This is a genomic window from Janthinobacterium sp. BJB304, from assembly GCF_002735765.1.
GTDB lineage: Bacteria > Pseudomonadota > Gammaproteobacteria > Burkholderiales > Burkholderiaceae_D > Janthinobacterium.
The window spans coordinates 78862-93332 of sequence record NZ_PDZN01000020.1 but is presented as its reverse complement, the minus strand read 5'-3'; the positions used below and the strand labels follow the sequence as shown (position 1 = coordinate 93332).

The window sequence follows — 14471 nt, the reverse complement described above, 5'->3', positions numbered from 1 at the left end:
GTCGTGGAGATATAAAACCTATCAATCAACACTGCGCCAGACGTCTGAATCCCATTCTAGCCGTGTTTATCTGCCTTTGTCTCCGGCAACTCAGACCGGGTGAAACTCTTGCCGTCGAAGTGAAGAATCTCGCCACCCAAAGACTGCACTGGGCTGTTCTCTACCTCATCGTGGCAAATATGAACTTCGCACCCGGCATATCGACCATAGTTTTTAGTGATCCTTGGTAGCACGTGGTGCGCCCCCATGAAATTGTCGCTGCATCAGAACTTTAGCCTCCGCGAGAGCATCGTTCACCTTTGTAGCTACATCCGGAGTGACTCCCGTGCCCTCCCAGTTTGTACGGGTAATTGAGCTGACCGGGCGCTTGCTTGGGATAAAGATAGCTAAATGCTCGCTGAGACGATATGGGCGCGAAGCGTTGGCGCCGCCCCAAGTGCGTTCCCCGATCACCTTGGCGCGTTTCAGCGCCTGCATTTGGTACGCAAATGATTCGGCGGCGGACTTCGTATCGGGGCCTGTCAAGATGAGGACCGGCTTCTTGCCCCCATAGCGTTTGCCGTCGAGCTTATCCTGCGTCCAATACTGCGTGGTGATACCGGTCGCACGTTCCCAGATGTCGTTGAGGCGGGTGCGCCCGTCAACAAGATAACTGATCAGTAGCGCCACTGAGTCTTCCCCGCCACCGCCGTTGTTGCGCAGATCGATGATGAGGCCATCGGTGTTAGCGAGTTTATTCATCGCTGTGGCGAACTTGTCGGATACAAGGAAAATCGGCCCGAATGAGGAAATCTCCAGGTAGCCGATATTGGGACTAAGATGATCGACCTTTTCCACGCCAAGGTTTGATGCAAGAACCCTTTCAAGCACGGCAGGCGGCACTTGTTTTTCCCATTCCGCCCGCGTCTGTGGTGGCGGCGGCATTGCATCATCGGGCGGCACCGGCTGGGCACTGACATCGATGAACATATGCTTGTCGTGGATAACGCCATCAATGTCATCGAATAGCTGTTTGGCGAGTTGTTGACCGTCTGTGACCCTATCGTACTTGCCCTCGCGCAGATGCTGGCGCAAGACAACCTCGACTTGTTTGGCTTTGTCTGGAAAAACGTAGTGGGAATTGAGCTTGGCAATCAGCGTATCGATGACCTCCAACCGGACTGCCGGATTGACCTCCACTGTCGGCGCCACCGGGGGGGTAGCTGCGATTGCCCCTGTCACGGTCAGTAATAACAAAGCTAGGGAGACTATCCATTTATTTTTCATTATTTTCCTTTTTTTAAATATGATTAAATGATTAACTGCGAACTGAACCAACAAATCCGCCGTCGTTACGGAGGCGGCCAATCGGCAGGGAGGCTTTAACATCCTTGCTACATCTGACGGAACTGCTTGGTAAATCCCTCACTAACGGTCAAGCGCTCGGTCCGGCCTTTCAGGATGACCTCCAGCCCAGGGCCGCTGCGCACCCCGGATTCACTGCGTTCAATCCGGTCAATGGCCTGCAGATTGACGACGGCACTGCGGTGGATTTGCGTGAACAACTGAGGGTCCAGTTGCTCGAGCAGGGACTTGAGAGGCAACCGAATCAGCGAATCGCCGTGGTCCGTCACCACCCGCGTGTACTTTTCGGTCGACTGGAAGTACAGCACTTCGCTCACCATCACCAGTCGCACCGAACTGCCGCTTGAGGCCTTGATCCACTTGAGGTACACCGGTGCGCTCTCCTGTTCAAAGAGCTGTTCCCACACGGCCGGCGGCGGGCTTGCGGCCGTGCGCGATTTCAGACGACGGATCGTCTGCAGCAGGCGTGAGGTCGTCACCGGCTTGACCAGATAGTCGGACGCGCCGGTATCGAAAGCGGCCAAGGCATAGTCCGCATACGCTGTAACGAACACTACCTGGCACGACTCGGGAATATGGCGCGCCACCTCCATGCCGTTCAGGCCGGGCATCTGTATGTCCAAGAATACGATGTCCGGTTTCAGTACGTCGATGCTTGCCACCGCGTCGATGCCGTTTTCGACCTGGCCGGCGATTTGCAGTTCGGGCCACAAGGCGTACAGCTGGTCCACCAGCTCCGCCCTTAGCAGAGGCTCGTCCTCGACGATCAGAGCGCTTGGCATCAGGCGTGGCTCCCGACAATAGGCACCGTCAACACTGCGCATACACCTTGTCCGTCGCCAGGCTCCACAAAAAGGCTAGCCTCCCGCCCATATAGCAGCAGCAAGCGCTCTGTAATATTCGCCAACCCTGTTCCTTGCCCGGATTGTTCGGTTAAGCCGACCCCGTCATCGACAACAGACACGCTCAGCAGCCCGTCCGTGCTGTCGCTTTTGTGCCTTACGTTGATGGTAATCAGGCCGGGTCGGCTGGCCCGCTCCAAACCGTGTTTGATGGCGTTCTCCACAAGCGAGATCAGCATCGCCGGCGGGAACGGCAGGCTGCGCAATTCCTCGGCCACTTCGACAGCGTAGCGTAGGCGCGTGCCCATGCGAATGCGCATCACCGCCAAGTAGTCGCTAACAAGATCCATTTCTCGTCCCAGGGTCGAGGACACCGAGCGCATATCGGGCATCGCGTTTTGCAGGTAGCCGACCAGATGGTCGAGCATCTCTTGCGCGGCCCGCTGGTCGGTGCGGATCAGATACTTTAGATTTGCCAGGGTATTGAACAGGAAGTGCGGCTCTACCTGGGCCTGCAAGGCTGAAAGGCGCGCCTGCAGAGAGGTGCGTTCCAGCTCGCGCTCACGCCGAGCCGCATTTAGCGCGCTTGCATGGCGCGCGAGGTGCTGTTGCAGTTGGGTAGACACCATCTCGGCAGTCTTTAGTGACTCACCCTGCTGGATCGCGAACCAAGCCAGGCCAGGTCGGCAGCGCAGCTCAATGTCGCAGCTGGGGCCCAAATCGGACGATATTCTCACCTCGACATGGCGCCCCAGCACCAACGGGCGCCAGCGACCCAGCACGATCCGGCCCTTGAAAGGGTCGTGAAAAAACGCAGGCGGACCGGAGTAGCCAAGTGCCATGCCGAGCGCCAGCCCCGATAGGGACTCAGTGCACAGGTCAAAGGTGGTGTAGGGATTGAACGGCGCATGGATGCGACGCGTAACCATGGAAGCCATCGCCTCGACACTCAGCGCCTTGCGCTCTTCGCCCAGCCGCGCTAGAAAGCTGCGTGCGATCCCATTAGACATCAGCGCGAGCCAGACCATCACCGCCGCTACAACGCCGCTGACAATGTACGGAGTCAGCTTGCGGGTCTCCATTTCGCCCGGCGCGGCCGGGGTGTGGTTCAGCCAGAGCGGAAGCAGCGCGATCGCCAGCGACAGGAACAAGAGTGAACCGGCGTTTAAGCGCAGCGCAGACTGCAGCAAGTAGCGGCGCACAAGGTGGCGGTCGTGCTTGACTTCCGATACGGGAGGCGCGTTGAATGGCAAAAATGGGGGAGAACTCATTAAATTCCTTGTGTTTAACTCGCCCCCATTCTAGCGGCACGGACGCCCGTATCTTCTCCCATGCGACGAACGCCTACAAATCGCGGAGGAAACCGGCGCTGGCGGGATGGACGCCGTGGATAGAGTCGCTGCCGGGCTCAACGATTTAGAAGGACATATGCATGAACCCAGATGGGTGGAGCGGAGCAACAGGGATAGCGTCCAATTACATATTCTGAGCACGGTCCTCGGTTCTTTCGAAAGTGTCCATCGTGGCACTGCGAAACAAAACATGCAGCGTCATACCTAGATAACGATTTGCACGGTTCACACAAAACAAATTCAAAGTCTGCTTGACAAGCCTACCTACTAGATGGTAGACTTATTTCGAGCTTGGTATTTATCCCGGCAATTATCCGGCGCCCCGGCGCTCCAGACCCCTTTGCGAGGCATCTAATGAATCAACTGTTTACTTCTTATGACCTGTCCGGCATTTCCCTGGCTAACCGCGTCGTAATGGCGCCGATGACGCGCACGCGCACCCTCGAAAACAATCCGGATGCACTCACGGCGTTGTATTACGCCCAGCGCGCCTCGGCTGGTCTCATCATCACCGAGGGCTTGCCGGTCTCCGATGAAGGCCGCGGCTATTTGTACACGCCGGGCATCTATAGCGAAACCCAGGGCCGGGGCTGGCGTCCGGTCACCGATGCCGTGCATGCCAAGGGCGGCAAGATCTTCGCCCAGCTGTGGCACGTGGGCCGCATGTCGCACGTGTCGATCCAGCCGGGCAATGTGGCGCCCGTCGGACCCAGCGCCGTGGCGGCGGAAAACACCACCGTCTATGCCTGGATCGAACCGGGCAAGGCTGGTCCGGTACTGCCCAGCGTGCCGCGCGCACTGACGGTTGATGAGATTGCGCGAGTCACCGCCGACTTCGTGCATGCAGCAAAAGTCGCTATCGACGCTGGCTTTGACGGGATCGAGATCATGGCCGCCAACGGCTTCCTGTTCGACCAGTTCCTCAGCAGCGCCGTCAATACGCGCACCGACCAGTACGGCGGCAGCATCGCCAACCGCCAGCGCTTTTTGCTGGAAACGATCGACGCCCTGTCGGCCGCCATCGGCAGCAGCAAAGTCGGGGTGCGCTTCTCGCCATACGGCCGGCTGTACGACATGCGCGCCTATGCGGATGAAGCGCAAGTCTGGAAGAGCGTGGCCGCTGAGCTCAGCGTTCGAAACCTGGCGTATGTGCATTTGAATTATCAGCCGACCATCACGGCGGCGGAAGTTCCGGAAGGCTTTGGTGCGCATTTCCGCAAAGCCTACCAAGGCACCCTGATCGGCGCGGGCGGCTTCACGCAGGAACTGGCACGTAGCGAACTGGAAAAAGGCGACCTCGACCTCATCGCCTTCGGCATGCCATTCATCTCCAATCCGGATCTGGTGGAGCGCATGCAAAACAGCTGGCCGCTGGCCGACAGCGACCGTTCGACCTATTACGGTGTCAGCGGCGCCCTGTCCCAGGGCTACACCGACTACCCAGTTTATAACGCCGCATCAAGCCGTTAAAACAGATGCTGACCGTGCCCCAGATGCGGTCAGCACATTTTGATCCAGTACTTCCCTCATCCTCATGGAGTTCCAACATGCATACATTCACCAATAAGGTCGCTATTGTCACCGGAGGAAGCTCCGGTATCGGTAAAGAGGTCGCCAAGCGGTTAGTAGCGGCCGGCGCATCGGTGGTCATCGGCGGCAGAGATACCGCCAAGCTGGCGCAAACCGCCGACGAGATCGATCCCAGCCATCAGCGCGTGCGTTGCCATACCGGCGATATCAGCTTGCCGTCCACGGCACAAGGCCTGGTGGACACGGCAATAGCAGCGTTTGGCGGCGTTGATATCCTGATCAACAACGCCGGCGTGTTCCAACCCAAGTCCTTTCTGGAAGTGACGCCCAAGGAATACGATGGTTTTCTCGACATTATCCTGAAGGGAAAATTTTTCATGGCGCAAGCTGCCGCCAAGGCGATGCTGCAGCGCGGCGGCGGCGTCATCGTGCAAACCGGCTCCATGTGGGCTACGCAGGCGATTGGCGCCACCCCATCGGCCGCCTACTCGGCCGCCAATGCGGGCGTACACGCTCTGACCCGCAACTTGGCCATCGAGCTGGCCGGCGCCAACATCCGCATCAATACCGTGGCCCCCGCTGTGGTGGAAACGCCCATCTTCGGCACCTTCATGGACGCTGAACAGGTGAAGGCGGCCTTGCCAGGATTTGACAGTTTCCATCCGCTAGGCCGCAACGGTCAGCCGCGCGATGTCGCTGAAGCCATGCTGTTCCTGGCGTCCGAAGAAGCATCGTGGATTACCGGTGCCATTCTGCCGGTTGATGGCGGTGTCACGGCCGGACGCATCTGACAACAGCTTCAATACACCTGACCGGCGGCGCATGCCACAGCAAACAGTCTGGAGCGCATGCATAAAAATCCTGCCTTGGCTATACGCGCCGCTCGCACGGGCGGCGCGTCGTTAGCTTGATCAGGCCCCAGCCTGCAATGCATCCAGGATCGCCTCTTTTGTGGCGGCGAACGTGCGTGGACCACTCAACAGCAAACGCAGGCGCCCATCCCGAAAAAGCGCAATCGATGGAACGGAACGCACGCCCATCGTGACGGCAACGGTAGGCGAGACGGCGCTGTCAATCACACCAAACACCGCTTCTGAGGACAACTCGTCCGACAACGCCTGAAACACCGGCTTCATCTCGTCGCATGGCCGGCACCACGATGCGGAGAAAAGAATGATCGCATCGCCTTCCCGAATAAAATTTGAAAACCCATCCGCGGACAACTCGGTAAAATTTCCCATTGCACACCCCTTTTATCAATCAATTACACCAGACAACAATCCAAAACGCATGAGAAGTCAGCTTTCACCCCGGTCACTTCGCTGGACAATATCAACATACCTTCAAGTGCATTGGCATAGCGCTGCACGGACTGCATGCCGGAAACGTAAAAACGCTGATTAAAGACAAACATTGGAACGCCGTCTGAAATTGCGGGTACCGAGATGTCAGCGTGCGGCAAGCTCTGTGGATTAACATCCTCCGGGCCCGGTTTACGAGTGAATTCCGTCTCTACGGCCTTGAGGGCAAGCTGGGGCACGTGCAGATTCACCCGCACCCTGTCCTTGCCAGGAAAAATAGCCAGTGCCTCATCAAAATGACGTTTTGCCTGCAAACAAACAGCACAGCCCACTTCACACCACATATCGACGACGAGAGATTTTGGGTGGCAAGTCATTAAATGTACTTTCCTTGATTTGTCTAGCAACCGTCTGGCCGCCCACGCAAATTGTTGTCTAGCGCTTCCAGATGCTCCCCCCCCATACGCCATCAGCCCAACGTATTTCCGGAGACTTTTTTATCATCACCTATTCTACCTTCTAGTAGGTAGAATTTCAAGTAATTTATTATCCCATAGTTCCTCAGTGTCGACGGCACAAATACTTGGCCCTTGGCACAAGTTGGACGTCCAAACGACCTGCTCGACACTTGTTTGTCCTATCTGTGAAAGGCAGAAATCATATCGGGACTTGCAAACCTACCTTTTAGTTGGTAGACTATGGTTCTTTCACTCGTCGGCTGCGACAGCCGTCTTACAAGGATCGATCATGACCAATATGCTCAACGGTATTAATGTAGAAGGCCTGCAACAGTTCGCCCAGTGCGTGGCAGAGAACCCTGACAAAGGCGAGGCGCGTTTCAATGTCAAGACCAAGTGGGAACATCAGACACGCAGCGTGGCCACCGTCAGCCACTATGTTCTTGGCGGCGAGAAACATGCGCGCCATTTCGAGATCGCGTCCGATGAACCACATGAATTGCTGGGTCAAAATACAGCCCCAAATCCGCAAGAGTTGCTGATGGCCGCGCTCAACGCCTGTCTGTCGGTAGGCTACGCGGCCAATGCGGCGGCCATGGGCATCACCGTGCACAGCCTGGAGATCGAAACGGACGGCAAGCTGGACCTGCGCGGCTTCCTCGGCCTGGACGAAAACGTCAATCCTGGCTACGACGAGGTTAGCTATGTGGTGCGAATCAGTACGGATGCTTCACGCGATCGCGTCGAAGCACTGCATCAGGCCGTGACTAAAACCTCGGTCAACCTGGCCAATTTCTCGAAGGCCATCCACATGCTGCCCAAGCTGGAGATTCTTGAGGCATAATTGCCCCCTTTGCAGTTTCGCTGTTAATCCTGCCGCGGCCAATATCATTGGCCGCGGCCCTATCAGAGCCTCTCGACCATGCTCCAGCCTAGACTGGAGCATGGTCATTGGTTGAGGAGTTTGTCATGTCAGTCAGCACACGGGATGCCCTCTTGAAGAGTGCGGAAATCCAGCTGCGCTCAAAAGGCTACGCGGCTTTCAGCTATGCCGATTTATCGGAAGAAATCGGTATCCGCAAAGCCAGTATTCATCACCATTTCCCCACCAAAGAAAACCTTGGCGTGGCATTGATTACGCAATATATTGACCTGTTCACTGAAAAGCTGCAGGCAATCGATGCGGCGCAAACTGACCCGCTCGAGCGCCTGCGCGAATTTTCCGGGCTATTTCTGGCCAGTGCCAATGATCGCCTGTTGCCACTGTGCGGTGCGCTTGCCGCCGAGATGGCCGCGCTCCCCGCCTCGCTGCAAGAGCTGGGCCGGCGCCTGATCGTGACGCAGCTGTCCTGGATGGAAAAAAATCTCATCCTGGCGGCACAGTTGTCTGGCAAAACACCCGCCAAATCAGCCAAGGACTGTGCCCTGATGCTCCTCAGCGCCCTTGAAGGCGCCAGCTTTATCGATTGGGCATTGGGTCCTTCATCCGATCCGCTGGCTGCATTTCATCACATTCTCAATACGCTGACCTAACTGCCATTTGCTGGCGCCTCAATGACCACGGCGCATCCGCCGTGGCCACATCGACTGATCCACTTAGTCCGTAAACACTCACTGCCGAACAAAGCTTTAAGCGAATACGCATGATTAATCATGCAGGCCTTGACAACCTACCTTCTAGATGGTAGACTACGTAAATCCTGGGAATTGCCCAGATAACCAATCGGCGCCCTGGCGCCAAGCGAGGATACTATGGAAGACTGGAAACAAGCCCGGCAAGACATCAACACACGTGCGATGCAACTGAACTCCCTGACACCGGAGACTATGAAAGGCATCGCCGCACTGGGCGCCGCTGGTGACAAAACCAACCATCTCGACGCGAAAACGCGCGAACTGATCTCGCTGGCGGTAGCCGTCACCACGCGCTGCGACGGCTGTATCGCTTTCCATGCCGCCGCGGCCAAGAAACTCGGCGTGACCGTTGAAGAAATTGGCGAAGCACTCGGCGTGGCGATCAACCTCAATGCCGGCGCCGCAGTTGTGTACAGCACCCACGTGCTGGACGCGTTCGACAAAGCTTGATACTGCTCCGACAGCCGACACTGGCAAACATATATGCCAGCGTCGGCTATTTAAGGGAAAACCATGAACAGCAACACAAAAACACTCGTCGTCGATATCTGGTCCGATTTCGTCTGCCCTTGGTGCTGGATTGCCAAGCGCCGTTTTGACAAGGCTCTTGCCGCTTTCGAGCACAAAGACGCGGTACAGGTGAATCTGCGCGCTTACCGCATCGGCTCGAACTATCCCGCCGAACCGATCAAGACAGTTCTGCTGAAAAAGTTTCGTGATCCGACAGCGGCCGAGGGCATGATGTACTCGGTCAAGTCGCACGGGGCGGCGGAAGGCTTGGACTATCAGTTCGACACCATGCTGTTTGGCGATACCATGGACGCGCACATGCTCGTCAAGGCAGTGGACGACGAGGCATTGCAAAAACACTTGGTCGAGGTGCTCTATGAACAGAGTGTTTCGCATGGCAAATCGTTGTTCGACCGTGAGTCCCTCGCCCTGATCGCAGCGCAAGCTGGCGTTCCTGCCGAGGTAGTGCAACGCGCATGGTCGACACCGCACTTGCGCCAACTGGTACTGGATGATGAGCGCAAAGCCTCAAGCATCGCTTCGGGTGTGCCGCTGTTTCTGTTTGGCAATGGGACACATATTTCAGGGGCTCAGTCCCCAGAAGTTTTCAAGCAGGCGCTGGAGAAGCTCTATGCGCAGTCTCAAGTGAACCTGACGGCATCCGGCGGGCAGGTCTGTGGCCTGGACGGCTGCACCATTTAACGGTACCTCAATCCAGCCTTGACCTTTTGACAGGCTCTCGGCTGGTGAGTCTTTTTTCGCTCTCGTATGGCAACGGTGCGCATATTAATAATGGAGACGGTAACGACATGAATAATGAAACTCGAGAGAAGTTCCTGCGTTGGGCCCTGCTATTTTTCGGCCTGTTTCTCCTGGTTGGTCTGTACCCGCTGATGAACTGGTTCTGGCCAGAGGGCTGGACATGGGAGCCGAGACAGACAAAGTATGAGCAGATGATCCAAGGGGTCTACGCGACGTTAGGTATATTTCTGGTCATCGCGTCCCGTCGACCAAGCGAACACCGAAGCCTGATCCAGTTTACGATCTGGTCCAACATCGTGCACGCTGGGATTATGGCTCTGCAGGCCGGACATGATGCTCACGAGCACGCCAACCTTCTTGGTGATGTCCCGGCATTATTCATCATGGCGGGTGTACTTTGGTACTTATTGCCACGTACCCAACAGATCAAAACAAATACCAAAGGCTAGCTGCGGCCTCACGGCTGAAAGGCAAGTGCCAGCGCCTCGCCTTTCAAAGTTCTAAGACTCGGATCTGGACGACTAGCTCCACTACGGTCGATAGACTCTCGCTCCAGCCCTTACCCCGCGCGCGCCCTCTTGTTCGGTGCTGCTAAGCGCTCAAAATCCTTGGCTGACGCCTCTGGAGTGACGTTTGTTGCCGCTGAAGGTGCTCGACGAGTAGGCAAAGACAATTCAGCCACTTTGGATCAACTCGAAGAAAACTCGATTCGCCAGCGTGGTGAAATAACCAGCCATTAAGTAATCTTTGCTCAGCCGCTCCCACGATGAGGGGTTCGCCTTCATCCAGGTACTAGGAAGAAAAGGAAGAAGATGGAAAGTATTCAAACAACGGCCTCCACGCGCGTGTTCCGAGATAAACAACTCTCAATCGGGCTCGCCTTACCTATGCTCCAAGTCGGGCAGACCGTGGTCGACTTTAGCGAGCAACTTACTTTGGCGAAGAAAGCGGATGCGCTGGGATATCGAGCCTTATGGATACGTGATGTCCCACTTAACAGCACCGGCTATCCTGACCCAGTGGGGCACCTCGATCCTTGGGTCTTGTTGGGGGCCCTGGCAGTGCAAACTACGCAGATTGCACTCGTCAGCGGTGCAATCGTTCTGCCATTACGGCACCCATTGCACATTGCAAAAAGCGCCATTTCCACGAGCAATTTGTCGCAGGATCGTTTCATCCTAGGTTTGGGATCAGGCGATCGACCTGCCGAATATGCCGCATTCGGCAAGGATACCAAAGAGCGGCAAGAATTATTCCGGCGTCACTGGAAAACCGTTGCCGCAGCTATCAGCATACCTTCGCAAGTCGTTCCGGACATTGTGTCACAAGACACCCCAGCCTTCTTCCTCTTACCCCGGCTCCCTCGCAGCATCGACTTGCTCGCCGTGGGTTCCGGTGGCCAGAGTGTCAATTGGATTGCACGCCACGCCCTCGGTTGGATGACGTATGACCGCAAGCCGGAAGACCAGCAAGTGCGCCATGGCATGTGGCGAACAGCGGTCGAGCGCGTCGCTCCCGGAGAGTTCCGCGCCTTTGGGGTTGCCATGCGCTTGGACCTCAGTGCCAATCCATATGAAAAAGCAATTCCGATCCCTCTGGGTTACCGAGTTGGCAGATTGGGTTTGGCGGAACTACTGAGGAATATGCGAGACAGCGGCACACATCATGTGTCGCTCAATATCTCAACTTCCGAGCGCGCGCTCCATGAGATTATCGAAGAATTGGCCGCTGAGGTACTGCCAGAGTTCCATGCAAATGGCACGTAAACGGATACAATTTTGTCCTTAAAAATCCACAGTGCCCCCCCACGAGTAGACCGAGGGTGACGTTATTAGCATCATGCATGGCAAATAAAAAATATTGACTGCAATAATACAGTCAAGGCGTGTACTCTCGCTCCCACATCATTTCAAAGAAAAAATCGCATGCATCAAATCACACTCGAACAGGACCCTCATCCCTATGCAGTCAGCCGCCTAGCGCCTGATGTAGCGATTCCAGATTGGGCTGATGGTGAAGGATTTGTCACCATCAGCCGCTCGCGCCATGAGCTATCTATCGTTTGCAGGGCCGACCGCGTACCCGCTGGCACACGGTCTGAACAGGACTGGGCTTGCTGGCGTTTTGTCGGTCCGTTTGCTTTCGGCGCCACCGGCATTGTCTTGTCGGTAATCGAGCCACTCTCACGCAACGGAATCGGTATTTTCGTTGTATCAACATTCGATGGCGATCACCTACTGCTTCAGCGAAATGATCTAGAACGAGCGCTGCCGTTACTGTCCGCTGCGGGACACCGTTTGGTAAGTTGTGACGATCAATAGGGAAACTGCTGCAGGCCCACGGAATCACACGCTGAGCATTCCCCATTTTTCATATAACAGCTGTCCGATGGCAAGAGATGCGCGAAAAGCCCCCGTCTGCCACGGTTCCGAAGCCGCAGGTAGAGGGCTCGATCGCATCTGAAATGGCCTCATTGACACGTACACCCGAAAGCAATTGGGCCGCCAGGCTATGTAGTCAGTCGTACTTGACCAGATTTTTATAGATCAATTGCCCCCAGCTGTTTCCGCATGCTTGCACAAGCAGTCCACCTTCGGAGAGCCCGCCAAGTTTGATTGGCGAGAAGCCGAGATTTTCTGCAAGCGTAGCAACCTCCGCTACCACACCGTCATCGTCGCTCGCCAGGAACACGACTCTGTTTCCAGCATGTACGGCCGGGTCACCCTTGAAGGAACTCCGGCAGATGCCACGGACACTTTACAGTTGACTGGTCCTTGGCAAAGGTTGTGAAATTCCGCCGATGACCCGGGTTGATGCCGCCTTCGGTTAGAGCTGCGAGAAGCCACCATCTACCACGACCTCGGATCCGAGCATGTAAGCTGACCCGCTCCCGGCCAGGAAAACGACGGCAGCGGCCACTTCTTCGGCTTCGCCAAACCTGCCCAAGGGCACACCTTGCTGGATGTTCGCCGCAAAAGTCGCCAACTCGTCGGGCTTCATTCCGTTCTTGCCGTGGATAGGCGTCGCGATTGCCCCTGGACTGACTGCGTTGACACGTATTCCACGGGAAAGCAATTCGGCCGCCAGTGTACGCGTCATCGACCGCACGGCTGCTTTTGAAGCCGATAACAGTGACAAGCCCGCGGTACCGGTTTCGGCAAGCCAGGAGGTATTGAGCACGATGCTGCTGCCAGACTGCATTAATGGTGCCAAATGCTGGACCGTGAAATAGACACTTTTGACGTTGATGTCAAACATCTCATCAAAGCGCTCTTTGGTGGTCGACTCCAACGGTGTTGCGAACGCAACCCCCGCGTTGGCGAACAGTACATCCAGCTTTCCGTACTGCTGCTGCACCTGTGCGTGCAACGCGATCAGATCTGCCGGGCGGCGCATCTCCACGATGGCAGTGGATACACGATCGCCGAAGGCCTCCAATGACTGCGCTGCAGCATCAAGACGTGCCCGGTTCTGTCCTGTAATCGTGACGCGGGCGCCTTGCTCAAGCAGAAGCTTCGCTGTGGCAAAGCCGATGCCAGTACTGCCGCCGGTGACGACTGCTGTTTTATCAGAGAAATTCATGATTTACTCCAGTGAAAAATGAATACCCAGTCTACTCAGTGATGAACGCCGCCGCGAGTTACAATTTCTTCTCCGACAAACAAGAAAAACTATCCCACCCGATGCGAAATTTATCGATGCTAAGAGCAATACAGGCTTTTGAAGCCGTCGCGCGCAAGAAAAACTATGCTGATGCTGCGCTCGAATTGAATGTGACGCCAGCTGCCATCGGACAGCAAGTGCGGGCTTTGGAAGGTTGGCTTGGGGCGCCCTTGTTCAATCGCTTGGGTAGCGGTGCCAACCGCCTGTCATTGACCGATAGCGCACGCATGGCCTTGCCAGCATTTACCGAAGGTTTGGATCAGCTGGACGCAGGCTTACGGCAAATGCGTCAGCGAGGCCGCCGCTCGCTCGTGACCGTTTCGGCATCGCAAGCAGTAGTATCCCGCTGGCTTCTTCCGCGCTTGCATCTATTCACAACCATGCATCCGGCTATCGATGTACGGCTCGACGTTTCGGACAATCTGGCCGACATCGAGCATGGGGAAGCCGACCTTGGTATTCGATGCGGCGCCGGGCGCTGGGAGGGATTAATGGCAACCGAGTTGATGGATGAGGAAGTATTCCCGGTAGCCAGTCCAACGCTGCTTTCCGGAGGCAACCCAGGCAGTGTCGAAGACATGGCAGGGTTTACCTTGATTCATGACCTGACGCTCGCTCAGACGACCGCCTTCCCAAGTTGGTCAACCTGGTTCGCGCGCCAGGGATACCATAGGGAACATATCAGCGAAGGGTTCAAAATTAACTCCGCCGCGGCCGTAATCCAGGCAGCGCTGGCAGCTCAAGGAGTGGCATTGACAAGACGTCGTTTCGTGGCGAACGAACTGCAAACCGGCCAGCTGGTACGCTTATTACCGGAAATAAGTTGGCCCGTTCCTTGGCGCTACTTTATTGTGCAGCCACTTCACCTTGCATTGCCAGAGCCGGTTGTCCAGTTTCGGCAATGGCTACTGCATGAAGCTGAGTTTGGCCATTGATGAGCCTGCCATGAACACCTTCCGATTCCTGCTGATACTGTATGTATGCTGTATAAAATACATCAGTTAATCGCCGTTGCAGGCTGGATATGGCTAAATGATGGACTTGCCCAGCGGCACAAGAACTGGCCTGAACGAA

The 14471-nt window shown here is 56.1% G+C and carries 16 protein-coding genes and 1 pseudogene; 10 read left to right on the top strand and 7 right to left on the bottom strand.

Going from position 1 to position 14471, the window contains the following annotated elements; genetic code table 11:
* Window positions 1–213: 213 nt before the first annotated feature.
* The 3 genes from CSQ95_RS22105 to CSQ95_RS22095 all read right to left on the bottom strand — a co-directional run bounded on the left by CSQ95_RS22105 (window position 214) and on the right by CSQ95_RS22095 (window position 3457).
* Window positions 214–1266, bottom strand: coding sequence for a S41 family peptidase (locus CSQ95_RS22105; protein WP_180279135.1), 1053 nt, complete (start codon window positions 1264–1266; stop codon window positions 214–216).
* Window positions 1267–1373: 107 nt separating this feature from the next.
* The gene (locus CSQ95_RS22100; protein WP_099411081.1) at window positions 1374–2126 is read right to left on the bottom strand and encodes a LytTR family DNA-binding domain-containing protein; all 753 of its coding nucleotides are present in this window, start codon (window positions 2124–2126) and stop codon (window positions 1374–1376) included.
* Window positions 2126–3457: a sensor histidine kinase gene (locus CSQ95_RS22095; RefSeq protein ID WP_099411080.1), complete on the bottom strand. Its 1332-nt coding sequence runs from the start codon at window positions 3455–3457 to the stop codon at window positions 2126–2128. Before CSQ95_RS22095 ends, CSQ95_RS22100 begins: the two co-directional genes overlap by 1 nt.
* Before the next feature lie 435 nt (window positions 3458–3892).
* Between CSQ95_RS22095 and CSQ95_RS22090 the strand changes: the two genes are divergently transcribed.
* Both CSQ95_RS22090 and CSQ95_RS22085 read left to right on the top strand, forming a co-directional pair.
* Window positions 3893–5008 carry an alkene reductase gene (locus CSQ95_RS22090; RefSeq protein ID WP_099411079.1) on the top strand — a complete coding sequence of 372 codons (1116 nt, stop codon included), beginning with the start codon at window positions 3893–3895 and terminating at the stop codon, window positions 5006–5008.
* Between the two features lie 77 nt (window positions 5009–5085).
* Window positions 5086–5859 carry an SDR family NAD(P)-dependent oxidoreductase gene (locus tag CSQ95_RS22085; protein ID WP_099411078.1) on the top strand — a complete coding sequence of 258 codons (774 nt, stop codon included), beginning with the start codon at window positions 5086–5088 and terminating at the stop codon, window positions 5857–5859.
* A gap of 120 nt (window positions 5860–5979) precedes the next feature.
* Here the strand turns inward: CSQ95_RS22085 and CSQ95_RS22080 are convergent, their stop codons facing one another.
* Window positions 5980–6309, bottom strand: coding sequence for a co-chaperone YbbN (locus tag CSQ95_RS22080; protein ID WP_099411077.1), 330 nt, complete (start codon window positions 6307–6309; stop codon window positions 5980–5982).
* 23 nt (window positions 6310–6332) lie between these two features.
* The gene (locus CSQ95_RS22075) at window positions 6333–6746 is read right to left on the bottom strand and encodes a hypothetical protein (RefSeq protein ID WP_099411076.1); all 414 of its coding nucleotides are present in this window, start codon (window positions 6744–6746) and stop codon (window positions 6333–6335) included.
* Between the two features lie 370 nt (window positions 6747–7116).
* Here CSQ95_RS22075 and CSQ95_RS22070 point away from each other — a divergent pair, with 370 nt between their 5' ends.
* From CSQ95_RS22070 to CSQ95_RS22040, 7 genes are all read left to right on the top strand, one after another.
* Window positions 7117–7671: an OsmC family protein gene (locus tag CSQ95_RS22070; RefSeq protein ID WP_099411075.1), complete on the top strand. Its 555-nt coding sequence runs from the start codon at window positions 7117–7119 to the stop codon at window positions 7669–7671.
* A gap of 125 nt (window positions 7672–7796) precedes the next feature.
* Window positions 7797–8360, top strand: coding sequence for a TetR/AcrR family transcriptional regulator (locus tag CSQ95_RS22065; protein ID WP_099411074.1), 564 nt, complete (start codon window positions 7797–7799; stop codon window positions 8358–8360).
* Between the two features lie 219 nt (window positions 8361–8579).
* Window positions 8580–8912, top strand: a complete 333-nt coding sequence (locus CSQ95_RS22060; protein WP_099411073.1) for a carboxymuconolactone decarboxylase family protein — start codon at window positions 8580–8582, stop codon at window positions 8910–8912.
* Window positions 8913–8975: 63 nt separating this feature from the next.
* Window positions 8976–9674 (top strand): DsbA family oxidoreductase, encoded by a 699-nt coding sequence (locus tag CSQ95_RS22055; protein WP_099411072.1) that lies wholly within the window; start codon window positions 8976–8978, stop codon window positions 9672–9674.
* 107 nt (window positions 9675–9781) lie between these two features.
* A complete protein-coding gene (locus tag CSQ95_RS22050; protein ID WP_099411071.1) occupies window positions 9782–10183 on the top strand; it encodes a DUF6632 domain-containing protein in 402 nt (133 codons plus the stop codon).
* Between the two features lie 363 nt (window positions 10184–10546).
* Entirely contained in the window at window positions 10547–11500 is a 954-nt protein-coding gene (locus tag CSQ95_RS22045; protein ID WP_099411070.1) for a TIGR03571 family LLM class oxidoreductase, read from the top strand.
* Between the two features lie 159 nt (window positions 11501–11659).
* A complete protein-coding gene (locus tag CSQ95_RS22040; RefSeq protein ID WP_099411069.1) occupies window positions 11660–12055 on the top strand; it encodes an ACT domain-containing protein in 396 nt (131 codons plus the stop codon).
* Between the two features lie 196 nt (window positions 12056–12251).
* Here CSQ95_RS22040 and CSQ95_RS22035 read toward each other — a convergent pair.
* Both CSQ95_RS22035 and CSQ95_RS22030 read right to left on the bottom strand, forming a co-directional pair.
* A pseudogene (locus tag CSQ95_RS22035) lies at window positions 12252–12455 on the bottom strand (NADP oxidoreductase coenzyme); the annotation flags it as partial.
* Between the two features lie 105 nt (window positions 12456–12560).
* Complete coding sequence (locus CSQ95_RS22030) at window positions 12561–13316, bottom strand: SDR family oxidoreductase (RefSeq protein ID WP_099411068.1); 756 nt, start codon at window positions 13314–13316, stop codon at window positions 12561–12563.
* Between the two features lie 11 nt (window positions 13317–13327).
* Here CSQ95_RS22030 and CSQ95_RS22025 point away from each other — a divergent pair, with 11 nt between their 5' ends.
* Window positions 13328–14332: a LysR substrate-binding domain-containing protein gene (locus CSQ95_RS22025; RefSeq protein ID WP_143450041.1), complete on the top strand. Its 1005-nt coding sequence runs from the start codon at window positions 13328–13330 to the stop codon at window positions 14330–14332.
* Window positions 14333–14471 lie beyond the last annotated feature (139 nt).

Excerpts from the sequence above, each read along its gene's own strand:
- CSQ95_RS22105 (WP_180279135.1), bottom strand. The coding sequence starts at position 1,266 with ATGAAAAATAAATGGATAGTCTCCCTAGCTTTGTTATTACTGACCGTG.
- CSQ95_RS22100 (WP_099411081.1), bottom strand. The coding sequence starts at position 2,126 with ATGCCAAGCGCTCTGATCGTCGAGGACGAGCCTCTGCTAAGGGCGGAG.
- CSQ95_RS22095 (WP_099411080.1), bottom strand. The coding sequence starts at position 3,457 with ATGAGTTCTCCCCCATTTTTGCCATTCAACGCGCCTCCCGTATCGGAA.
- CSQ95_RS22090 (WP_099411079.1), top strand. The coding sequence starts at position 3,893 with ATGAATCAACTGTTTACTTCTTATGACCTGTCCGGCATTTCCCTGGCT.
- CSQ95_RS22085 (WP_099411078.1), top strand. The coding sequence starts at position 5,086 with ATGCATACATTCACCAATAAGGTCGCTATTGTCACCGGAGGAAGCTCC.
- CSQ95_RS22080 (WP_099411077.1), bottom strand. The coding sequence starts at position 6,309 with ATGGGAAATTTTACCGAGTTGTCCGCGGATGGGTTTTCAAATTTTATT.
- CSQ95_RS22075 (WP_099411076.1), bottom strand. The coding sequence starts at position 6,746 with ATGACTTGCCACCCAAAATCTCTCGTCGTCGATATGTGGTGTGAAGTG.
- CSQ95_RS22070 (WP_099411075.1), top strand. The coding sequence starts at position 7,117 with ATGACCAATATGCTCAACGGTATTAATGTAGAAGGCCTGCAACAGTTC.
- CSQ95_RS22065 (WP_099411074.1), top strand. The coding sequence starts at position 7,797 with ATGTCAGTCAGCACACGGGATGCCCTCTTGAAGAGTGCGGAAATCCAG.
- CSQ95_RS22060 (WP_099411073.1), top strand. The coding sequence starts at position 8,580 with ATGGAAGACTGGAAACAAGCCCGGCAAGACATCAACACACGTGCGATG.
- CSQ95_RS22055 (WP_099411072.1), top strand. The coding sequence starts at position 8,976 with ATGAACAGCAACACAAAAACACTCGTCGTCGATATCTGGTCCGATTTC.
- CSQ95_RS22050 (WP_099411071.1), top strand. The coding sequence starts at position 9,782 with ATGAATAATGAAACTCGAGAGAAGTTCCTGCGTTGGGCCCTGCTATTT.
- CSQ95_RS22045 (WP_099411070.1), top strand. The coding sequence starts at position 10,547 with ATGGAAAGTATTCAAACAACGGCCTCCACGCGCGTGTTCCGAGATAAA.
- CSQ95_RS22040 (WP_099411069.1), top strand. The coding sequence starts at position 11,660 with ATGCATCAAATCACACTCGAACAGGACCCTCATCCCTATGCAGTCAGC.
- CSQ95_RS22030 (WP_099411068.1), bottom strand. The coding sequence starts at position 13,316 with ATGAATTTCTCTGATAAAACAGCAGTCGTCACCGGCGGCAGTACTGGC.